Source organism: Bradyrhizobium stylosanthis, from assembly GCF_001641335.1.
GTDB lineage: Bacteria > Pseudomonadota > Alphaproteobacteria > Rhizobiales > Xanthobacteraceae > Bradyrhizobium > Bradyrhizobium stylosanthis.
In genome coordinates this window covers 574,763-593,286 of the sequence record NZ_LVEM01000001.1, presented here as the reverse complement: position 1 = coordinate 593,286, position 18,524 = coordinate 574,763, and the positions used below count along the sequence as shown (strand labels likewise).

The window sequence follows — 18,524 nt, the reverse complement described above, 5'->3', positions numbered from 1 at the left end:
TACTTAGTAGCAGCGCATGATGTTGACGGTGTGCTCGCCGCCGCTGCGGCCGGGCACCGTCACCTGCTCCGTCGGGCAGCTCGGCACATAGGGCCGATCCGACGGCACCACGTTCGGCGGGAAACGATGCGCCCAGTCCCAGGGAACGTCATAGCTGTAGGTGTAGCGCACGTCGTTCGAGAGCGGCTGACCGACATCGCCAAAGGGCTGGCTGTAGGTCGCGCCGTCGTAGAAGAACCCGCCGCCGCCCGGCCAGTAGACAAAGGGATTGTTGCGGCGATGATGGAACCGCGCGCCCGGCCCGATCGGCGGACGGCCCGCGGCCGGCGGTACGGCAGCGCCCGCCACGCCATGCGCCGCGGCGCCGGCGGATCTGGCAAAACTGTCGCTGGGGCCGAGGAACAGCGCGGCTGCACTGAATGAGGCGAGCAGCGCCCCGAATGAGATGGCTCTGCGACGGGATCTGGACATCATGATACGCACCAACTCGTTTGGCTTCGCGGCTCCCCATCACACGCTAGGCCGGGCTGTCGCCCAGCCGCAAACGTATAATTAATTGTTGGTTAAGGCACGCGATTAACGGGGAACAGGGTGCGGCAGAACGCCCGGAATTCCCGTCGCCTTTCAGGCACTTCGTTCCCTGCGGCGGCGCTTCATTTCCTGTTGATCGGAGTTGATCGCAGCGGCCGGATACCGCCGGAACGCTCCCCCATCGCATCCGTTGGCCCCGACGAGAAGCAAGGGAGCATCCTGAAATGCAGAACAAGTCGAAATTCCTCGGCCTGATCACGGCATCGCTGATCGCGGGCACGACGGCCGCCTCCGCGCAGGGCTACGGCTGGGACGGACCGCGCGTCGGCTGGAATCGCACGGGGCCGGCCTATTACGAACCGGTGCAGCCGCGCGCCTACTATCCGGATGCCGCGGGACCGCATGGCGCGCTCAACGGCAGCAACCATCCGGCGCCGAGCTCGACGCAGGGCGACGTCGGCCCGGAGGGCAACAACAACGGCACGCTCACCGGCGTCTATCGCTGGTAATCGTCCACAAGGCCCATCGTCCTTTCCCGGACGGTGGGCCTTCGTGCGTCAAGACCGCATCAGTGATCCTGAAACTGCTTGCGCAGCCACTCGAGCATCTCCTGCGTATTTCCATTTCCGGTGCCATTTCCGGTGCTTTGCGTCACGATCGCGGTGTTTCCGCCGCTGCGGCGGTAGACCGTCGTGCGCCCGGGCTCCTTCTCGATCCTGACCTCGGCCTGCGCCGGATCGCCGCTTTGCGTGATCGACGCCGTGCCGTTCTCGTCCTGCACCACCGTGGTGTGACCGTCGGCAGCGCCGGCCGGCGCGGCTGCGATCACGCTCATGAGTCCTATTCCGGATGCGAGCAGAAGCACTTTCATGTCACACCTCCATCATCGGCCGAACTGGAAGATCGCCAGCCAATTGAAACGTCCGAATTGCCGCACCGCTCCCGTATTCATATCACCGATCTGAAGCAGGAGCGCATTTGTGGAATTGCCGACCTGGGTGATGTCGGCGATGTTGCTGAGGCCGGCCTGACCGACCGCGGCGTTGGTGGTGCCGCCGACCTGGATCACGTTGACATAGTTGCGCGTGCCGTTCTGGATGATCGTTGCGTCGACCGTTCCCGTGCCGCCGATCTGGATCACCCGCGCGATGTTGATGCGGCTGTTCTCCTCGATCGTGACCGGCTGAACGTCGTTGCCGAACTGCACGATCGTCTCAATGGACACGTTGCGGTTCGTCACGCTGCGCTGGACGGATCCCGCCTGCGCCTGCGTCGCGGTGCCGATGGCTGCCAGCACCGCCGCAGCAGCCATCACCCGCTTCAACATTTTCCTGCCAGAGCGCATCGCGCTTCCCCTTCGTTCCGGCGCCGATGAGTTTGCGCGCGGCCTACGGTCCGGTCTGGTGGATGGTCGAACTATTGACCAGGCCGAATTGCATCACCGCGCTACTGTTCATCGCGCCGAGCTGGGACACGAGGCTGGTCGCGGCCTGGCCAGTCTGGCCAACGAAGACGAAATTGTTCGTCCCGGTCTGCCCGACCGACGCCGAATTCGTCCCGCCGAACTGCAGCACGCCGGTGGCATTGTTGGTGCCGTTCTGCGTCACCGTCGCGCTGGTGCTGCCGCCGATCATGAACACGCCCGCCATGTTGAGCTGGCTGTTCTGGTTCAGCACGACCGGCGGTCCGCCGACCGACACGATGGTCTTGATGTCGGCGGTCTGGGCGCCGGCGGGTCCGGCGCCGGCCGCCGACAGCGCGAGCACTGCGCCGCTCGCGACTGCCAACAGATGTTTCGAGAGAGGTTTCATGACATGCCTCACCGCTTCGGGATTGCTCACGGCGTCTGTTGCAGGATGGTCGAGCCGTTCAGGATTCCGAGCTGCCCGACGCCGGCCATGTTGTTGGCGCCGATCTGGCCGATCAGGCTCGAATTGGAGCCGCCGACCTGGGCGGCCAGCGCGGTGTTGGACGCCGTCGGCGTGGTGCCGCCCTGCCCGATCACGGAAGTATTGACGGTGAACAGCGATCCCGTCTGCACCGTGGTCGCATTATTGGTCGCGCCGAACTGCAGCGTCGTGGCGCTGTTGCTGGTGGAGCCGCTCTGCGAGATGAAGGAATTGTTGGTGGTGCCGAACTGCAGCACGCTCGCCGAGTTGCCGGCCTGTGCATCGACGGCCGTCAGAGCGCCGAACGCGGCGACCGCCGCAAAAAAATAGGTGATCCGCATGTCATTTCCTCCGCGACAATAAGCGAGCCGTTGCGATGGGTCGTTTGGCCCGATTGCGCTGCTTTCGAGAAAGGCCCGGACGCACCAAGGGGTGCGTCCGGCCGAACGGGACGTGGCTCAGTGCGCCGTCTGCGAGACGGAGCTGCCGTTGATGCCGAACACGCTGAGCTGGCCGACGCTGGCCGCGTTGTTCTGCAGCGCGGGCGGCCCGAACGAGTTCTGGGTGATCGAGCTGCCGTTGTTGCCGAACGCTACCTGGCCGGTGGTCGCCGTGTTCTGCACGCCGATCTGGTTCACCGTGCTGCCGTTGTTCAGCGAAGCGGAGCTGGTGCCCTGCATCGTGGTCGCGCTGTTGACGATGCCGAGCTGGCTGGTCGACGAAGTGTCATTGGTGAGGCCCTGCTGCGAAACGCTCGAGCCGTTCACGACGCCGACCTGCACCGTGGTGGAGGTGTTGGCGGCCTGCGCGGCGGACGAGAGGGCGAACACGGCAACGGAAGCAAAAAACAATTTGCGCATGGAGTATTCCTTTCTGACCAAGTTGTCTGACTGGGTTCGGATGTCCGTCCTGGAGGCGACTGACATCGTGGGAATACTCTGAACCGATCATGTGCCGCGCGACAGACTGCAGTTCATGCTAGTCGGTAACGACTAGACGTTGCGCGGCTCGGCGCGCGCGAGCCGCGCGATGTGCGGCTAGCCCGCACCGGCGCGCGGCGCCTCCCTCTCGCGTCCCATGCTGTCGATCAGCCGCACCACTTCGATCGGCGAACGCAGCTCCAGCTTTCGCATCATCCGGGCGCGATGCACCTTCACCGTCACCTCGCTGACGCCGAGCCTTGCGGCGATCTGCTTGGCGACGAGCCCCTCGGCCATCAGCATCATGATTTCGCGTTCGCGGCTCGTCAGCATCTCGACGCGCTGCCTTGCGCCGCGGACGGTGTCCTCGCGCTCGATCCGCCTGCGGTCGCGCTCGAGGCCGTGCCGGATCGCGTCGAGGATCTCCTGCTCGCGGAACGGCTTCGGCAGGAACTCGACCGCGCCGCGCTTCATCGCCTCGACCGAAACCCGGACGTCGGAGTAGCCGCTGATGAAGACGATCGGGATGAACACGCCGGTCTCGACGAGCCGGCGCTGCAGATCGAGACCGGTCGGCGACGTTCCGGGAAAGCGAACGTCGAGCACGAGGCACGAGGGCCCCTCGGACAGAGTCTCGGCGAGGAACTCGTCGGTCGATGCGAACAGCTTCACCTGGTGGCCGGTCTCCTCGCAGAGGCTTCCAATCGCATTTCGAATCTGGATTTCGTCGTCGACGACATAGACTGTGGCCTGGCCTGAATTCATTTCAACAAACTCCCGGCTTGGGCTCGATGGACCGGCAAAACGCCGTCCATTCTTCTTGCAAGCGTAGACAAGGTGCTTGGATCAATTCGCGGGAATCGAACGATCGGCGTCCGTCCGCCGGTTCGACGTCTTAGGGCCAATGCTCGCCCGAGGCGAGTGAAGGCGTTCACACATTGGGCTTCGTGATGGCGGGGATTTCGACGCGCCACAGGCGGCATCATGGCGAAGCGCGCTATCGCGAATGCGACAGTCCGGTATCTTGGCCGCAGCATCGCCAACTGCGTCATGGCATTGCAACCCACATGCCGGCTTGAACGCCGGCCCCGGCCGCAACAGCCGGATCATACGAGGCGTTCAGTCAGCTTATCGAGTATCGATACCGCGCGCAGCGTATCGATACGACGAGTATGCATTCCCGGCAAATCACGAAAGGTCGCAGCCACCGACTTTTACTACTGGATGATGATGCGCACCCGACCGTCGGCCCCGCGAGCGCGACATACTGACGATCGATACTACTTCTAGATGATTTACAACCATAGCGAGTTGCCACTTTTTCCCTCCGCCAACGAACATTTCAACGAGGCGGGTTTTGATATGCGATTTGTGCCAGCGATTGCCTTGCTCGGAACTGCATGCGGTCTCGCCGCCATTTATGCCGCGGGACCAGCCGTCATCACGGGCGCTGCCGGGAGCGCGGCAGACAAGGCGGCTCACGCCTACGACCAGACCAAGCAGCTGCTCGTGCCCGGCCGCAGCGACGCACCGACCTTCGGGTCGGATGCCCCCGTGTTCCGCTATGCCGCGATCCAGCGCGGCAGCATCGAGCAGACCGTTACCGTCACCGGCGCCCTGCAGCCGGTCAAGACGATCGAAGTGGGATCTCAGCTCTCCGGGCAGCTCGCCCGGGTCTATGTCGATTTCAACGACACGGTAGCGAAGGACCAGCCGCTCGCTTTGATCGATCCGCGCAGCTTCGCGGCCAAGGTCGACGAGGCCAGGGCATCGCTCGCGGTCGCCAATTCCATCGTCGACATCGCACGCGCCAAGCTCGACCGCGCCAGGATCGATCTGCAGAACGCCAAGGGCAGCCGCGACGTGCTCGCCGCCAAGCTCGAGAGCGCCCAGGCGGTCAAGTCCTCGGCGCAGAAGACCCTGCAGCGCAAGCTGGCGCTGCAGTCGCAGAACGTGGTCGCGACGACGACGGTCGACGATGCCCAGACCGAGTTCACCGCGCGCCTCGCCCAGGAGCGCGAGGCGGAGGTCCTGATGTCCCTCAACGCCTACTCCGTCGACGGCGCGCAGGCCGACGTCCGCCGCATCGAGGCCGAGCTGCAGCAGGCCCGCATGGCGGTACCGGAGAAGGCGGCCGTTCTCGCCGCGGCCCAGGCCGATCTCGACCGCACCGTGATCCGCTCTCCGATCGACGGCGTCGTGGTCGGCAGGTTCGTCAACGAGGGCCAGACGCTCGCCGTCGGTCTGGAATCGCGCACCACCTTCGTGGTCGCGCATCGGCTCGAAGACATGGAGATCCACGCGCAGGTCGATGAAGCCGATATCGGGCGCATCGCTCCCGGCCAGCGCGCCCATTTCACGGTGGACGCCTATCCCGACCGCCGCTTCGAGGCGGTGGTGCGGCAGGTGCGCAAGGCGCCGCAGAACCAGCAGCACGTCGTCACCTATACCGTCGTGCTGTCGACCTCGAACATCGACGGCGCGCTGCTGCCCGGCATGACCGCGCTGGTGAAGATCGTGATCGAGCGGCAGGACGACGTGCTGAAGGTGCCGCTCGCCGCACTCCGGTTCCAGCCGTCCGGCGCGCGGCCGGAGCCGGCCGGCGCACGTAGCGGCGTGTGGGTGCGGACCGCCAGCGGCTCGCTCCAGCGCATCGCGGTGACGGTCGGTGCGGCCGGCACCGAACAGGTCGCGCTCAAGAGCGGAGACCTGGTCGAAGGCAGCCAGGTCGCCGTCGGCCAGGCCATCCGGCCGGCGGGCATGGAGTTCCTCGGAATCAGGTTCGGATCATGACCGACCAGTCGCCCCTCATCAGTCTCCGCTCCGTATCCAGGACCTATCGCACCGACGGAATAGCAGTGACGGCGGTCCGCAACGTCAGCTTCGACATCGCGCAGGGCGAGATCGTCGCCGTGATGGGGCCCTCGGGCTCGGGCAAGTCGACGCTGATGAACATGATCGGGCTGCTCGACCTGCCGAGCGAGGGCGCGGTCCACCTCGAGGGCGCCGATGTCGCCGGGCTCTCGGAAGACCGCCGCTCGTCGCTGCGCGCCCGCAGCATCGGCTTCGTGTTCCAGTCCTACAATCTGCTGGCACGCCACAACGCGATCGAGAACGTCGCGCTGCCGCTGGTCTATTGCGGCGTCGGCCGCAAGGCGCGCCTGGCGCGGGCCGAAGCGTGCCTTCAGTCCGTCGGCATGCTGCACCGGGCCCATCACTTTCCGCGCCAGCTCTCGGGCGGCGAGCAGCAGCGCGTCGCGATCGCGCGGGCGCTGATCGCCTCCCCGCTGATCGTGCTCGCGGACGAGCCGACCGGCGCGCTCGACAGCCGCACCGGCGCCGAAATCCTCGCCCTGTTCGCGGCCCTCAACCGCACCGGCCAGACCATCGTGATGATTACGCACGATCCCAGCATCGCGACGCAGTGCCGGCGCACCATTCGCCTGCATGACGGCGAACTGGTCAGCGACGAGCGGGTCGCCGAGCTGGTGCCGAGACGGAGCGCGGTATCATGACGATGCTCCAGGGGTTTCAGATCGCCCTGCACGCCCTGCGCCTCAATCCGCTGCGCAGCTTCCTCACCATGCTCGGCATCGTGATCGGTGTCGCCTCCATCGTGACGGTGTTCGCGATCGGCTCTGGCGCGCAGCTTCGCCTGCAGGAGCAGATCCGTTCGATCGGCGCCAACGTGCTGATGATCACCCCGGGCGCGGTCTATCAGGGCGGCGTGCGCCTCAAGGACGGCAGCAAGCTGACGATGACCGAGGGCGACGTGCAGGCCATCCTCGAGCAGATCCCGGAGATCCAGGCCGCCGCCGGCTCGCTGGCCGGGACGGCGCAGGTCATCCACGAGGGCAAGAACTGGAACACGACGATCAACGGCACGACCACCGGCCATTTCATGGTGCGCGACTGGCAGCTCGCCTCGGGGCGTTATTTTTCCGGGGCGGAAGAGTCCGGCGCCGGCAAGGTCGTCATCCTCGGCAGCACGGTCGCGCGCGAACTGTTCGCGCCGGGCGACGATCCGATCGGCGCGCAGATCAGGATCATGAAGGTGCCGCTCGAAGTCGTCGGCGTGCTCGATCGCAAGGGCCCGGCGCAGGACGACGTCGCCTTCGTGCCGCTCTCGACCGCCAAGCTGCGCTTCCTCGGCAGCGCCAGCAACATCAACCGGGATTCAGTGGCCTACATCATCGCCAAGGTGGCCGCGGACGGTCAGATGGCCGGCGCGCGAGCGGAGATCGAGGGCCTGTTGCGGCAGCGCCATCGCATCCCTGCCGGCCAGGAGGACGACTTCAAGGTCCAGGATCCGGCCGCCGCCATGGAGGCGCAGCAAGGCGCGATCCGCACCGTGGCGCTCCTGCTCGTCGCCATCGCCTCGGTCTCGCTGCTCGTCGGCGGCATCAGCATCATGAACGTGATGATCGTATCGGTCACCGAGCGTACGCGGGAGATCGGAATCCGCCGCGCGCTCGGCGGGCGGATGCGGGATATCCGCCTGCAGTTTCTCTGCGAGGCCCTCGTGCTCTGCCTGCTCGGCGGTGCCATCGGCGTTGCCGGCGGCATCACTCTCTCGATGACGGTCGCGCGCATGGCCGGATGGGTCACTTCGATCGACAGCGAGGCGATCGGCCTTGCCCTCGCCTTCTCGATCGTGACCGGTCTCATCTTCGGGTTCTATCCCGCCCACAAGGCATCCAGGCTCAGCCCGATCGAGGCGCTGAAGACGGAGTAAGACGATGCCGGGGGCGGCCTTATCAACGCGAAGACCAGGGAGGTGCCAGCCATGAGTGCGGATTCGAAGGATTCGATCACACCGACACCGCGCGAGCGTGAGCTGATGATGCTGATCGCGCGAGGGCTGCAGAACAAGAACATCGCCTACGAGCTCAAGATCTCCGAGAACACGGTGCGGGCGCATATCGGCAACATCATGCGCAAATACCGCCTGCAGAACCGGACCCAGATCGCGATCATCTATGCGCTCAAGACGGTCCCGCTTTCGCTGCGGCGCGACCTCGCCAAGTCAGGGGCCGGCCCCGCAACGGTCAAGCCGGCTCCGCCGCTGGCGCAGACGACGCGGGCACCGACCGCGCCGGAGTGACGGAGCGGCCACAACACCTTGTGCGGGACGTCGGGCAAAACACCCAGGCCCGGGTCAATCGACCTGCATCGAAATAATTCGCTTTATTCGAATTCTGATTTTTGTTAGTCATTTCTCACCCTGGCCCGGGAAAGAGGGGCGTATCGCGATCGTCACGAACGCGGGCCGGGCGGCGGTGGACGCGGATGGCGTTGGCGCGAACGGCCTTGCAGGGCGGGAGACCGTGAGCAAGACCACGCGCGTACGACCGGTGTCATCAGCGTACGGCAAAATCGTGTGGTCCTGACGCCCGGGGTCTGTGCGTCAAGTCCCAGCGGTGGTGTGGCGGCCCGACCGGGCACGTGCATCAGCCATCTCGCGGGACGACGGGGGCAATAGTGCATCGCTCCCCGGGGAGAGCACGACATAAGCCGTAACACCACTGCGCAGGGAAGGCCGTGTGTTGGGCTTCACCTGTATGCCGCTGTGCAAATTCTTGCTGCCACCTTCCGCACAGTGGACCGTGGGTGCCCGGCCGGCACCCGGTCTTCCCTGCGCCCTCTTTCATTGGGGGTGACACAAGCAAAGCTCGGGCGAAACCAGCCGCGAGAGAGCAAAGGCGTGTCTGCAGGGGCGTAGGATGGGTAGAGCACTTGCGAAACCCATCATGCCTACGCGAGCGGGGAACGGTCGATGGGTTTCGCTGCGCTCTACCCATCCTACGAGATCCGGATCGCAGTTGCGTCGCACCGGTTGCGTGTTGCGTCGCGTCCGGGACACGAGCGTGATGCCCTCCCCAGCCCTCTTGCCACCGCAATAAGCCTTGTAACAAAACTGTCATGCAGCAAAACTAAACGAATGCCGGGGGCCGCGGTCGGCGGCCATGCCGCCTCACCGCCAGGAGACTTCCATGCGTCGCTCACTGCTGTTGCTGTCCGCCGGACTGACAGTGCTGTCCACCGGACTTGCGTCCGCCCAGAACAATACCCCCCGCAACCTGATCCTGTTCATTCCGGACGGTCTGCGCGCGCTGAAAGTCACCCCTCAAACGGCCCCGGCGATGGCCGAGGTCCGCGACAAGGGCGTCAACTTCAAGAACTCGCATTCGCTCTTCCCGACCTTCACCATGGCCAACGGCTCGGCGATGTCGACCGGCCATTATCTCGGCGACACCGGCGTGTTCTCCAACACGATCTGGACCAACTACACCTCCGTGCCCGCTGGCGACACGGTGGTCCCCTTCATCGAGAACGACGCCGTGCTCGGCGACATCGACGAGCATTTCAAGGGCGACTATCTCAACGAAGAGACCATTCTGAAGATGGCCCGCGACAAGGGATACAGCACCGCGGCGCTGGGCAAGCACGGCCCGACTTATCAGTTCGACCACACCGACAAGCCCGAGAAGCCCGGCCTGCATTCGGTCGTGTTCGACGACGCCACCGGCGGCAAGAACGGCGTGGCGCTGTCGGACGAGGTGAAGGCGGCGCTGACCAAGGCCGGCCTGCCCCTCGCCACCCCGCCGCGCGGCGACAATTCCAAGGCGGGCGACGCCAAGACGCCCGGCACCACCGTCGCCAACGTCGCGCAGCAGGCCTATTTCGCCGACGTCGCCACCAAGGTCCTCCTGCCGATGTTCAAGGCGCGCAACAAGCCCTTCGTGCTGGTGTTCTGGTCGCGCGACCCGGACGGCAGCCAGCACAACACCGGCGACAGCCTCAACCAGATCATGCCCGGCATCAACGGGCCGACCTCGATGGCCGGCATCAAGAATGCCGACGACAACCTCGCCCAGCTCCGCAAGGCGCTCGACGAGCTCGGCCTTGCCGCAACGACCAACATCATGGTGCAGGCCGACCACGGCTTCTCGACCATCTCCAAGGAAAGCAAGACCAGCCCCTCGGCCAAGGTCAGCTATGACGACACGCCGAAGGACTTCCTGCCGATGGGCTTCCTGGCGCTCGACCTCGCCAAGGCGCTCGACCTGCCGCTGTTCGATCCCAACGACAAGAATGCGAAGATCGAAGGCAACAAGCATCCGAAGGCCGGCAACGGCGTGCTCGGCAAGGATCCGGAAAAGCCGGACCTCGTCGTCGCCACCAATGGCGGCTCCGACCTGGTCTACCTGCCCAACAAGGACAAGAAGCTGGCGGCCAGGACCATCAAGGCGCTGCTCGAGCAGGACTACGTCTCCGGCCTGTTCGTCGAGGACTCGCTCGGCCGCTTCCCCGGCACGCTGCCGCTGTCGAGCGTCAACCTGCGCGGCAAGGCGGCGACCCCGACGCCGTCGATCGTCGTCAACTTCCGCTCCTATGCCAGCGATTGCGGCGAGGCGCCGACCAACTGCTCGGTGCAGGTCGCCGACACCGTGCTGCGCCAGGGCCAGGGCATGCATGGCAGCTTCAGCCGCGGCGACACCATGAACTTCATGGCCGCCATCGGTCCGGACTTCAAAGCGGGCTACGTCGACGAGCTGCCGGTCAGCAATGCCGACGTCGGCATGACCGCGGCGCAGCTGTTGGGCCTGCGTGCCTCGCAGAATGGCGGCCTGGTCGGCCGGGTGATGTCGGAGGCGCTGCCCAACGGCATCGTGCCGAAGGCCTATGCCGGCACGCAGAAGTCCAAGCCTTCCGAGGGCGGCCTGATCACCGTGCTGAATTTCCAGCGCGTCGGCAGCCAGCGCTATTTCGATGCCGCCGGTTTCCCCGGCCGCACGCTGGGGCTCGAGGTGGACCATCTTGGGATGGGGACCGGCAAACAAAAAACGGCGGGGAAATAACCCCGCCGCTTCGCTCGCGCCCCGCAAGGGGCGCGACAATCTCGTGACGTTACATGCCGATGTCGAACACGTTCGGCAATTGGCCCGCCAGGGGCAGCGCGGTGGCGCCGAGGAACGTCGCCACCATCGCCATCAGGCGGCGGTTGTTCTGGCGCTTGCCGCGCATCTGGCCGGCGATCCACTCCAGCATCTCGCTGTTGACCTTGGAGGCATAGGACGGCGCCCAGCTCTCGATGTCGGTGTCGGCCGACAGCGCGACGCTGCGCGGCGGCACCTTCAGGCCGGAGGCGCTTGCGGCATAATGGGCAACGGCCTTGGCGAGCAGGTCGTCGAAGCGGCCGGCGTCGGTGCGCTCGGTTGCGGCTTCGTTGATCTCGAACAGGATCTCGGCCTCGGTGCGGCTGATGGGCTGGTCGTTGACGGCGGTCGCGGTCAGGATGCGCGCGCACCAGGCGGTGTCATCGGCATCGAGCGAGCGGGAAAAATGGACCCGGCCCTTGGTGGTCGGGCCTTCGCCCGTGATCACGCCGTCGCGCACGATGGAGAGGGCATCAGCCGCGGTATCGCGGCAGGACGGTTCGAGGGACGGCGACTCGACGGACTTGGCAGCGGCAGACATAGTTCACTTCCAGATTTCTTCTGAGCGACCAGCATTTCCATGCGGGCCGTAAAGGGGTGGTTAATGATTCGGTACGGGGATCGCGACTTTTCTCAATGGTTGCCGATTAGTCGCTACGAGGACCATTTCGGTTCCGGAGAGCGTCGGGCGAGCGTGATGCGGGTCATAAAAGGCTTTATCGGGGCAATCGAGACCGTGAAGCTCCGGTGGAGATGTTTCGCCGCACGCGCCCCTGTAACAGAAAAGTGCTAGGAGTTCGGTCGTTCAGAGAAGAAATTCACATTTTACTTGAAGCGGTTCAGTCAGCGTTCACTTGGCCTCGCCAAGTGCCTATACTCAAGGCGACGGCCAGCAATAGATTCACAAGCAAATTCAATGTGATGAGGTAGAACCATGACACTCCCGATCGGCACCACCGCCCCCGACTTCGAAGCCGAGACCACCGAAGGGAAGATCAAGTTCCACGATTGGATCGGCAACAGCTGGGCCCTCCTGTTCTCGCACCCCAAGGACTTCACGCCGGTCTGCACGACCGAGCTCGGCGCGCTCGCCAAGCTGAAGCCGGAATTCGACAAGCGCGGCGTCAAGCTGATGGGCCTCTCGGTCGACCCGGTCGATCGCCACGCCAAATGGTCCGAGGACATCAGGGAGACGCAGGGCGCCGCACCGAACTATCCGATGATCGGCGACACCGATTTCAACGTCTCGAAGCTGTACGAGATGCTGCCGGCCTCGACCTCGGGCGATCCCCTCACCCGCACCCCCGCCGACAACCAGACCGTCCGCAACGTCTTCATCATCGGGCCGGACAAGAAGATCAAGCTGGTGCTGGTCTACCCGATGACCACGGGCCGGAACTTCCAGGAGATCCTGCGCGTCATCGACTCGCTCCAGCTCACCGCCAAGCATCGCGTCGCCACCCCGGCCGACTGGACCCAGGGCGAGGACGTGATCATCGCCGGCTCGGTCTCCAACGACGAGGCCAAGACGATCTATCCGCAGGGCTGGAAAGAGCCGAAGCCGTACATCCGCATCGTGCCGCAGCCGAAGTGACTTTTGGCGGTCGCACCTAGCGGCCGAAAGAAGTCATCCCGGGGGACGCGAAGCGCGAACCCGGGATCTCGAGATTCGCCGGTGCGCAATTGCGCACCGGGGTTCGGTGCCTACGCACCGCCGCGGAATAACGGCGTCAGCTTACATTAAGCCGCGTGCACGCGGTCCAGGAAGCCGTCGACCTCGGCTTTCAGATGCAGGCTCTCGCCCGACAGCGCCTGGGCGGAGGCGAACATCCGGCTCGACGTCTCGCCCGTCTCGCTCGCGCCCTGGGCGGCGTGACGGACATTGACCGCGACATCGGCCGTGCCTGAGGCCGCGGCGCGAACGCTGGCCGCGATGTTGTGGGTGGCGCTGCGCTGCTGCTCGACTGCAGCCGAGATCGAGCCCGCGATGCTGCTGATGCGCTCGATGGTCTGGCCGATTCCCTTGACCGCGGCAACCGACTCCTCGGTCGCAAGCTGCATGCTCGCGATCTGGTTCGATATCTCTTCCGTTGCCTTGGCCGTCTGGCCGGCGAGCGTCTTGACCTCCTGAGCCACCACGGCAAAACCGCGCCCGGCATCGCCGGCGCGCGCGGCCTCGATGGTGGCGTTCAGAGCCAGCAGGTTGGTCTGCTCGGCGATCGAGGTGATCAGCTTGACGACGTCGCCGATGCGCGAGCCCGCCTCGGACAGCTGCGCGATGCGCTGGTCGGTGGCCTCGGCCTGCCGCACGGCCTCGGCGGAGATCTGGTTCGATTCCTGCACCCGGCGGGTGATCTCGGAGATCGACTGGGACAGTTCGTCGGAAGCTGCGGCCGCCGAGCGGACATGCTCGGAGGCATCCTCTGACGCCCCGGCCGATCGCGCCGACAGATCGGCGGTGGAGCGCGCGGTGTCGGTGAGCTGCCGCGCCGCCCGTTCGAACTCGCCGGAGGAGTTCAGCACCTTGTCGAGGATGCCGCCGACGCTGCCGCGGAACTGTTCGACGAAGTTGCGCAGCTCCGCCTTGCGCTGTTCGGCCGCGGCGGCGGTGGCCGCCGTCTGCTCGCTGCGCAGGCGCGCCCGCTCCAGCGAATTGCTCCTGAACACCGCGACCGTGCGGGCGATCTCGCCGATCTCGTCGGCGCGGTCCTCGCAATCGATCTCGACGTCGCTCTGGCCGTTGGCGAGCGCCGTCAGCGAGTGCGTGACCGAGCTGAGCGGCTTGGTGACACGGCGGACGATCAGCAAGGTGAGGACGAGGACCAGCAGCGCGGCCAGTCCGGCGGCGGCGGCCATGCTCGAGATCGCCTGGGCCAGCATGCTCTCGAACTGGGCCATGGGGATGCCGACATAGAGGATTCCGCCGACCTTACCGGCCGCGTCCATCACCGGGAAATAGGCGGTCATGAACGATTTGCCGAACAGGACGGCCGGGCCCCTATAGGCCTCGCCACGGCGCAAGCCGGCCTGCGCCGGATGATCGGCCGCGAGCTGGGTGCCGACGGCGCGGTCGCCATTTTCCTTTTTCACATTGGTCGAGCGGCGCACGAACTGCCCGCTCGCGTCGTCGAGCACGAACAGGGTCGCATTGCCGCCGACATAGGACACCGCGCGATCGACGATCGCATGGTCCTTGAACTCGGGCATCTTCGGGATCTCGGCGCGCACGACCGCGCCGTCCCGCATCGTGATCTTGGCCTCGGGAACGATCTCGGCAAAGGCCAGCGCCAGGGTGCGCAGATTGACATCGATGTCGCGTAGCGCGCGATCGTTGAAGGCGGAGGTCAGCGACCAATAGCCGGCACCCACCACCAGCGCCGTGTTCACGGCGATCAGCAGCACCGCGGACAGGACGGCCTTGGTACCCAGCTTGAATTGCGGCAGGAACTTCGCCGTTGCACGTTTGGACATGATTGGAAAAACCCTCGGAATCCCTGCATATTCATGCAATCGGCTTACGGCCGCATTAACGACGGTTCACAGCGCCGCCGGCGCCATGGTTTCCAAATCGTAAACGAGGCCCCTCCTGACCACGCCAAGTGCGCCGCCCGTCATCGTCTGGTTCCGCGATGACCTCCGCCTGTCCGATCATCCCGCCCTCCACGCCGCCGCCAAGGCCGGCGCGCCCGTGGTTTGCCTCTATGTGCTCGACGACGCGGCCGGGCGGTCCGCCGGCGGCGCAGCACGCTGGTGGCTGGCGCAGTCGCTACGGGCGCTAGCAGCGGATATCGCCGCGCGCGGCGGGTCGCTGATCCTGCGCAAGGGGCCAGCGGCCAGGGTGATCGCCGAGCTGGCGCGCGAGAGCGGCGCCCGCGCCGTGTACTGGAACGGGATCGCGCAGGCGCCGCATCAGGCGGTTGAGCGACAGCTCGAAGCTGCGCTCGCAAAGCTCGGCGTGGACTCGCAGATCTTCCCCGGCGACCTGCTCGTCCCGCCCTCGGCGATCCGCAACAAGGAAGGCCGCGGCCTGCGCGTGTTCACGCCGTTCTGGCGACGCGTGCTGTCGCTCGGCGACCCGCCAAAACCGCTGCCGGCACCGAAGGAGCTGCGCCCGGGTCCGAAGAGCGCGAGCGACAGGCTGGAGAGCTGGCAGCTGGAGCCGAGCAAGCCCGACTGGGCCGGCGGACTGCGCGAAAGCTGGACGCCGGGCGAGACCGCGGCCCGCGCGCGCCTGCGCGACTTCCTCAAGCACACCGCCCGCAATTATGTCGGCGACCGCGACCGCCCGGACCGGGAGGGCACCTCAGGCCTGTCGCCGCATTTGCGGTTCGGCGAGCTCAGCCCGCGTCAGGTCTGGCACGCCGCACGGTTCGCTGCGGCCGAGGATCCGGCGCTCGGCCAAGGCGTCGAGAAATTCCTGAGCGAGCTCGGCTGGCGCGAGTTCTGCCGCCACCTGCTCCACGATCATCCGGGCCTTGCCACCGAAAACCTGCAGGCGAATTTCGACGGCTTCCCCTGGAAGGGCGACAAGAAGGCCCTTGCCGCCTGGCAGCGCGGCCGCACCGGCTATCCCATCGTCGATGCCGGCCTGCGCGAGCTCTGGCACACCGGCGTGATGCACAACCGGGTGCGGATGGTGGTGGCGTCCTTCCTGGTCAAGCACCTGCTGATCGACTGGCGCGACGGCGAGAGCTGGTTCTGGGACACGCTGGTCGATGCGGACGCCGGCAGCAACCCCGCCAACTGGCAGTGGGTCGCCGGCTGCGGTGCGGACGCTGCGCCCTATTTCCGCGTGTTCAATCCGATCCTGCAAGGCGAGAAGTTCGATCCTGACGGAACCTATGTCGCGCGCTGGGTGCCGGAGCTGAAGGACTTGCCGGCCAAGCTGATCCACCAGCCGTGGGAGGCAACACCGATCGAGCTTGCGAGCGCCGGCATCACGCTCGGCAAGACCTATCCGCAACCGATCGTCGATCATGCGAAGGGACGCGAGCGCGCACTCGCCGCCTACGCGAAGATCCGCAAAGGTTGAGCCTTGCTTTGACACAATTTTGAAACGCGCTATCGTCATCGCTCCATACAACACTGGGGGACAGGTTATGGACGACGAGAAGCCGATCACCGAACAGGCGATGGAGACGATCACCACCGCCGTGGAAGCGACCAAGGACGCCGCAGTCACCGCGGTCAAGAAGGTCAGGAAAGCCGCCAAGAAGGTCGCGAAGAAAGTAGCGCCGAAGAAGGCCAAGAAATCTGCGAAGAAGTCTTCGAAGAAGGCTGCAAAGAAGTCGTCGAAGAAGGCGGCCAAGAAGTCCGCGAAGAAGTCTGCCAAGAAGGCGGTGAAGAAATCCGCGAAGAAGGCCGCAAAGAAGAAAAAGAAGGCCAAGAAGTCCAAGCGCTGATCGCAAGCGACAGCACGTCTCCGGGCGCAGGCGCGCCCGGAGACGGATCCCGCAATACCCCTACCCCCGCCTTTTGGCGGCGCGCCGTCCCGGATGATGCTCGCCCTGCGGATCGCGGAACTCGCTGCGATGACCGCGCCGGTCCTCGGCATTGAAGCGCCGCCGCTTGGCCGGCGAGCCGAACGCCCTGATCACCTTCCTGCCGTTGACTTTCTTGATGACATAGCCGCCCTCCGTCATGGAGAACGGCTCCTTCAGCGTGCCCTTGTGGTCGAACTTGGTGCCGCGCGGATGCTTGAACGGCTCGAACCAGGACGGGTAGACGAAGTTCGACATCTCGAAGCCGTCGACGCGGAAGGAATCCTCCTCAACGGCGTCGCAGACCTCGTAGGCATATTGCGTGTTCGGATTCTTGTCGGCCCAGAGATTGGCCATGGGATCGAGCACCATCTCGAACAGCTCGTGCGAGGCCGCCACGCTGACGGGCTCGTCGCCCAGCGCCTTGACGAAGATCTTCGAGATCGGTTGGCCGCGATGGGTCAGCTCGTGCCGTCCCAGCATGTTCTTGTGCGAGGCATCATCGAAATAGACGAGCTGCCAATCCGAAGGCCTCGGCTTCTCGGTGACATAGAGGTCGACCGGATAGCCCCACACCGGGAGGAAGTGCCTGTCGTAGCATTTCTGCAGCGCAGCGGTGAGCTTGCTCATCATGCGGCCGCTGATCGTCTCGTCCGCGTAATTGATGCAGGCAATCCGGACCGGCCTCAGGGACCGGCCAAGCAGTGCGCGCCGCGCCTTCTTCATGGAAATCACCGTGTGAAAGGGAAGCTGAAATCAGCCCAGCCTAACACGAGCCCGTCCCGCACGTCAGGGATGTATTCCGCCGCCTAGATGCGCCGGTTGACCACGAAGACCGCCGCCGCGCACATCGCCATGCCGGCGATCGCCAGCGCATCGAGCTTCTCGCCGAACAGCAGATAGGCCATCAGCGCGGTCACCGCGGGCACGAGGTAGAACAGGCTCGCCACCGACGTCGCCGCGGCGTGGCGGATCAGCCAGTACAAGAGCCCGATCGATCCGATCGAGAGCGCCACCGCAAGCCAGGCCAGCGCGAATACGAACTCCCGCGTCCAGTGCACCACCCGGTCCTCGAACAGGAAGGTGCCGACCGCAAAGAAGATCGTCACGGCCACGTACTGCACCAGATTGCCGGCGCGCCAGTCGATGTGATTGCAGTAGCGGCGCTGATAGAGCGTGCCGAGCGTGATGCTGATCAGGGAGACCACCGAGGCGAGCCAGCCGAGCCCGGCTTCGCCGGTCATCGGGCGGTTGTGCAGGATCAGCACGACGCCGCCGAGGCCCAGCACGAGGCCCGCCCATTGCACCGGCGTCACCTTCTCGCCGAGCCAGCGGTTGGCGATGGTCGAGGTCAGGATCGGCTGCAGGCCCGGGATCAGCGCGGAGAGCCCGGCCGGGATCGAATGGGCGATCGCGATCGCGGTGCCGCCGAGATAGAAGCCGTGGACGAGAATGCCGGCGACCGCGCTGTGGGCGATGCCGGCGCGGTCAGGCCATTTCGGCCGCGCAATGCCCGCGATGATCGCCATCAGGCCGACCACGATCGCCATGCGGATGGCGAGATAGGTCAAGGGATCGGCGTTGTTGATGACGTATTTGGTGCCGATGAATCCGGTGCTCCAGAGCAGCACGAACAGGATCGGCGCGGCGCGGGCGGTCAGGGCTTCTTGATTTTGGTTCATTGCCGCCCTCATTGCCCCAAGGGGACCCGTGCGGCAATGCGAATTTCTCGCCCGGCGATGCTGCGCTGCGACGGACGGGGCG

Annotated in this window: 20 protein-coding genes; 9 read left to right on the top strand and 11 right to left on the bottom strand. The window is 65.5% G+C overall.

Annotated elements, in window-relative coordinates; all coding sequences use genetic code 11:
* Window positions 1-3: 3 nt before the first annotated feature.
* Entirely contained in the window at window positions 4-474 is a 471-nt protein-coding gene (locus tag A7X65_RS02995) for a hypothetical protein (RefSeq protein WP_063682848.1), read from the bottom strand.
* A 281-nt stretch (window positions 475-755) separates the two neighbouring features.
* On the opposite strand from A7X65_RS02995, the gene A7X65_RS02990 reads away from it, so the two are divergent.
* Complete coding sequence (locus A7X65_RS02990) at window positions 756-1,040, top strand: hypothetical protein (protein WP_063682847.1); 285 nt, start codon at window positions 756-758, stop codon at window positions 1,038-1,040.
* A gap of 59 nt (window positions 1,041-1,099) precedes the next feature.
* On the opposite strand, the gene A7X65_RS02985 is transcribed toward A7X65_RS02990, so the two are convergent.
* From A7X65_RS02985 to A7X65_RS02960, 6 genes are all read right to left on the bottom strand, one after another.
* On the bottom strand, window positions 1,100-1,402 hold the full coding sequence (locus tag A7X65_RS02985; protein WP_063682846.1) for a hypothetical protein: 303 nt from the start codon (window positions 1,400-1,402) through the stop codon (window positions 1,100-1,102).
* A 12-nt stretch (window positions 1,403-1,414) separates the two neighbouring features.
* On the bottom strand, window positions 1,415-1,843 hold the full coding sequence (locus A7X65_RS02980; protein WP_283806127.1) for a curlin: 429 nt from the start codon (window positions 1,841-1,843) through the stop codon (window positions 1,415-1,417).
* A 76-nt stretch (window positions 1,844-1,919) separates the two neighbouring features.
* A complete protein-coding gene (locus A7X65_RS02975; protein WP_063684771.1) occupies window positions 1,920-2,342 on the bottom strand; it encodes a curlin in 423 nt (140 codons plus the stop codon).
* Between the two features lie 26 nt (window positions 2,343-2,368).
* On the bottom strand, window positions 2,369-2,761 hold the full coding sequence (locus A7X65_RS02970) for a curlin (protein WP_063682844.1): 393 nt from the start codon (window positions 2,759-2,761) through the stop codon (window positions 2,369-2,371).
* A 117-nt stretch (window positions 2,762-2,878) separates the two neighbouring features.
* A complete protein-coding gene (locus A7X65_RS02965) occupies window positions 2,879-3,280 on the bottom strand; it encodes a hypothetical protein (protein WP_063682843.1) in 402 nt (133 codons plus the stop codon).
* A 177-nt stretch (window positions 3,281-3,457) separates the two neighbouring features.
* Window positions 3,458-4,105 carry a response regulator transcription factor gene (locus A7X65_RS02960; protein WP_063682842.1) on the bottom strand — a complete coding sequence of 216 codons (648 nt, stop codon included), beginning with the start codon at window positions 4,103-4,105 and terminating at the stop codon, window positions 3,458-3,460.
* 597 nt (window positions 4,106-4,702) lie between these two features.
* On the opposite strand from A7X65_RS02960, the gene A7X65_RS02955 reads away from it, so the two are divergent.
* The 5 genes from A7X65_RS02955 to A7X65_RS02935 all read left to right on the top strand — a co-directional run bounded on the left by A7X65_RS02955 (window position 4,703) and on the right by A7X65_RS02935 (window position 11,202).
* Window positions 4,703-6,133 (top strand): efflux RND transporter periplasmic adaptor subunit, encoded by a 1,431-nt coding sequence (locus A7X65_RS02955; RefSeq protein ID WP_063684770.1) that lies wholly within the window; start codon window positions 4,703-4,705, stop codon window positions 6,131-6,133.
* Window positions 6,130-6,855, top strand: coding sequence for an ABC transporter ATP-binding protein (locus A7X65_RS02950; protein WP_063682841.1), 726 nt, complete (start codon window positions 6,130-6,132; stop codon window positions 6,853-6,855). The genes A7X65_RS02955 and A7X65_RS02950 overlap by 4 nt, the downstream gene beginning before the upstream one ends.
* Window positions 6,852-8,075, top strand: coding sequence for an ABC transporter permease (locus A7X65_RS02945; protein ID WP_063682840.1), 1,224 nt, complete (start codon window positions 6,852-6,854; stop codon window positions 8,073-8,075). Before A7X65_RS02950 ends, A7X65_RS02945 begins: the two co-directional genes overlap by 4 nt.
* A 51-nt stretch (window positions 8,076-8,126) precedes the next feature.
* Window positions 8,127-8,444, top strand: coding sequence for a response regulator transcription factor (locus tag A7X65_RS02940; protein WP_063682839.1), 318 nt, complete (start codon window positions 8,127-8,129; stop codon window positions 8,442-8,444).
* A gap of 889 nt (window positions 8,445-9,333) precedes the next feature.
* Entirely contained in the window at window positions 9,334-11,202 is a 1,869-nt protein-coding gene (locus A7X65_RS02935) for an alkaline phosphatase family protein (RefSeq protein WP_063682838.1), read from the top strand.
* 49 nt (window positions 11,203-11,251) lie between these two features.
* On the opposite strand, the gene A7X65_RS02930 is transcribed toward A7X65_RS02935, so the two are convergent.
* Window positions 11,252-11,821 (bottom strand): hypothetical protein, encoded by a 570-nt coding sequence (locus tag A7X65_RS02930; protein ID WP_063682837.1) that lies wholly within the window; start codon window positions 11,819-11,821, stop codon window positions 11,252-11,254.
* Window positions 11,822-12,214: 393 nt separating this feature from the next.
* Here A7X65_RS02930 and A7X65_RS02925 point away from each other — a divergent pair, with 393 nt between their 5' ends.
* Window positions 12,215-12,874 carry a peroxiredoxin gene (locus A7X65_RS02925; RefSeq protein ID WP_063682836.1) on the top strand — a complete coding sequence of 220 codons (660 nt, stop codon included), beginning with the start codon at window positions 12,215-12,217 and terminating at the stop codon, window positions 12,872-12,874.
* A 146-nt stretch (window positions 12,875-13,020) separates the two neighbouring features.
* On the opposite strand, the gene A7X65_RS02920 is transcribed toward A7X65_RS02925, so the two are convergent.
* Window positions 13,021-14,751 carry a methyl-accepting chemotaxis protein gene (locus A7X65_RS02920; protein WP_063682835.1) on the bottom strand — a complete coding sequence of 577 codons (1,731 nt, stop codon included), beginning with the start codon at window positions 14,749-14,751 and terminating at the stop codon, window positions 13,021-13,023.
* A 169-nt stretch (window positions 14,752-14,920) separates the two neighbouring features.
* On the opposite strand from A7X65_RS02920, the gene A7X65_RS02915 reads away from it, so the two are divergent.
* Both A7X65_RS02915 and A7X65_RS02910 read left to right on the top strand, forming a co-directional pair.
* On the top strand, window positions 14,921-16,312 hold the full coding sequence (locus tag A7X65_RS02915; protein WP_245323405.1) for a cryptochrome/photolyase family protein: 1,392 nt from the start codon (window positions 14,921-14,923) through the stop codon (window positions 16,310-16,312).
* Between the two features lie 67 nt (window positions 16,313-16,379).
* The gene (locus tag A7X65_RS02910) at window positions 16,380-16,682 is read left to right on the top strand and encodes a hypothetical protein (protein WP_063682833.1); all 303 of its coding nucleotides are present in this window, start codon (window positions 16,380-16,382) and stop codon (window positions 16,680-16,682) included.
* 60 nt (window positions 16,683-16,742) lie between these two features.
* Here the strand turns inward: A7X65_RS02910 and A7X65_RS02905 are convergent, their stop codons facing one another.
* Together A7X65_RS02905 and A7X65_RS02900 are read right to left on the bottom strand one after the other, a co-directional pair.
* Window positions 16,743-17,486, bottom strand: coding sequence for a hypothetical protein (locus A7X65_RS02905; protein ID WP_063682832.1), 744 nt, complete (start codon window positions 17,484-17,486; stop codon window positions 16,743-16,745).
* Between the two features lie 83 nt (window positions 17,487-17,569).
* Window positions 17,570-18,442 (bottom strand): DMT family transporter, encoded by an 873-nt coding sequence (locus A7X65_RS02900; protein ID WP_063682831.1) that lies wholly within the window; start codon window positions 18,440-18,442, stop codon window positions 17,570-17,572.
* Between the last annotated feature and the right edge of the window lie 82 nt (window positions 18,443-18,524).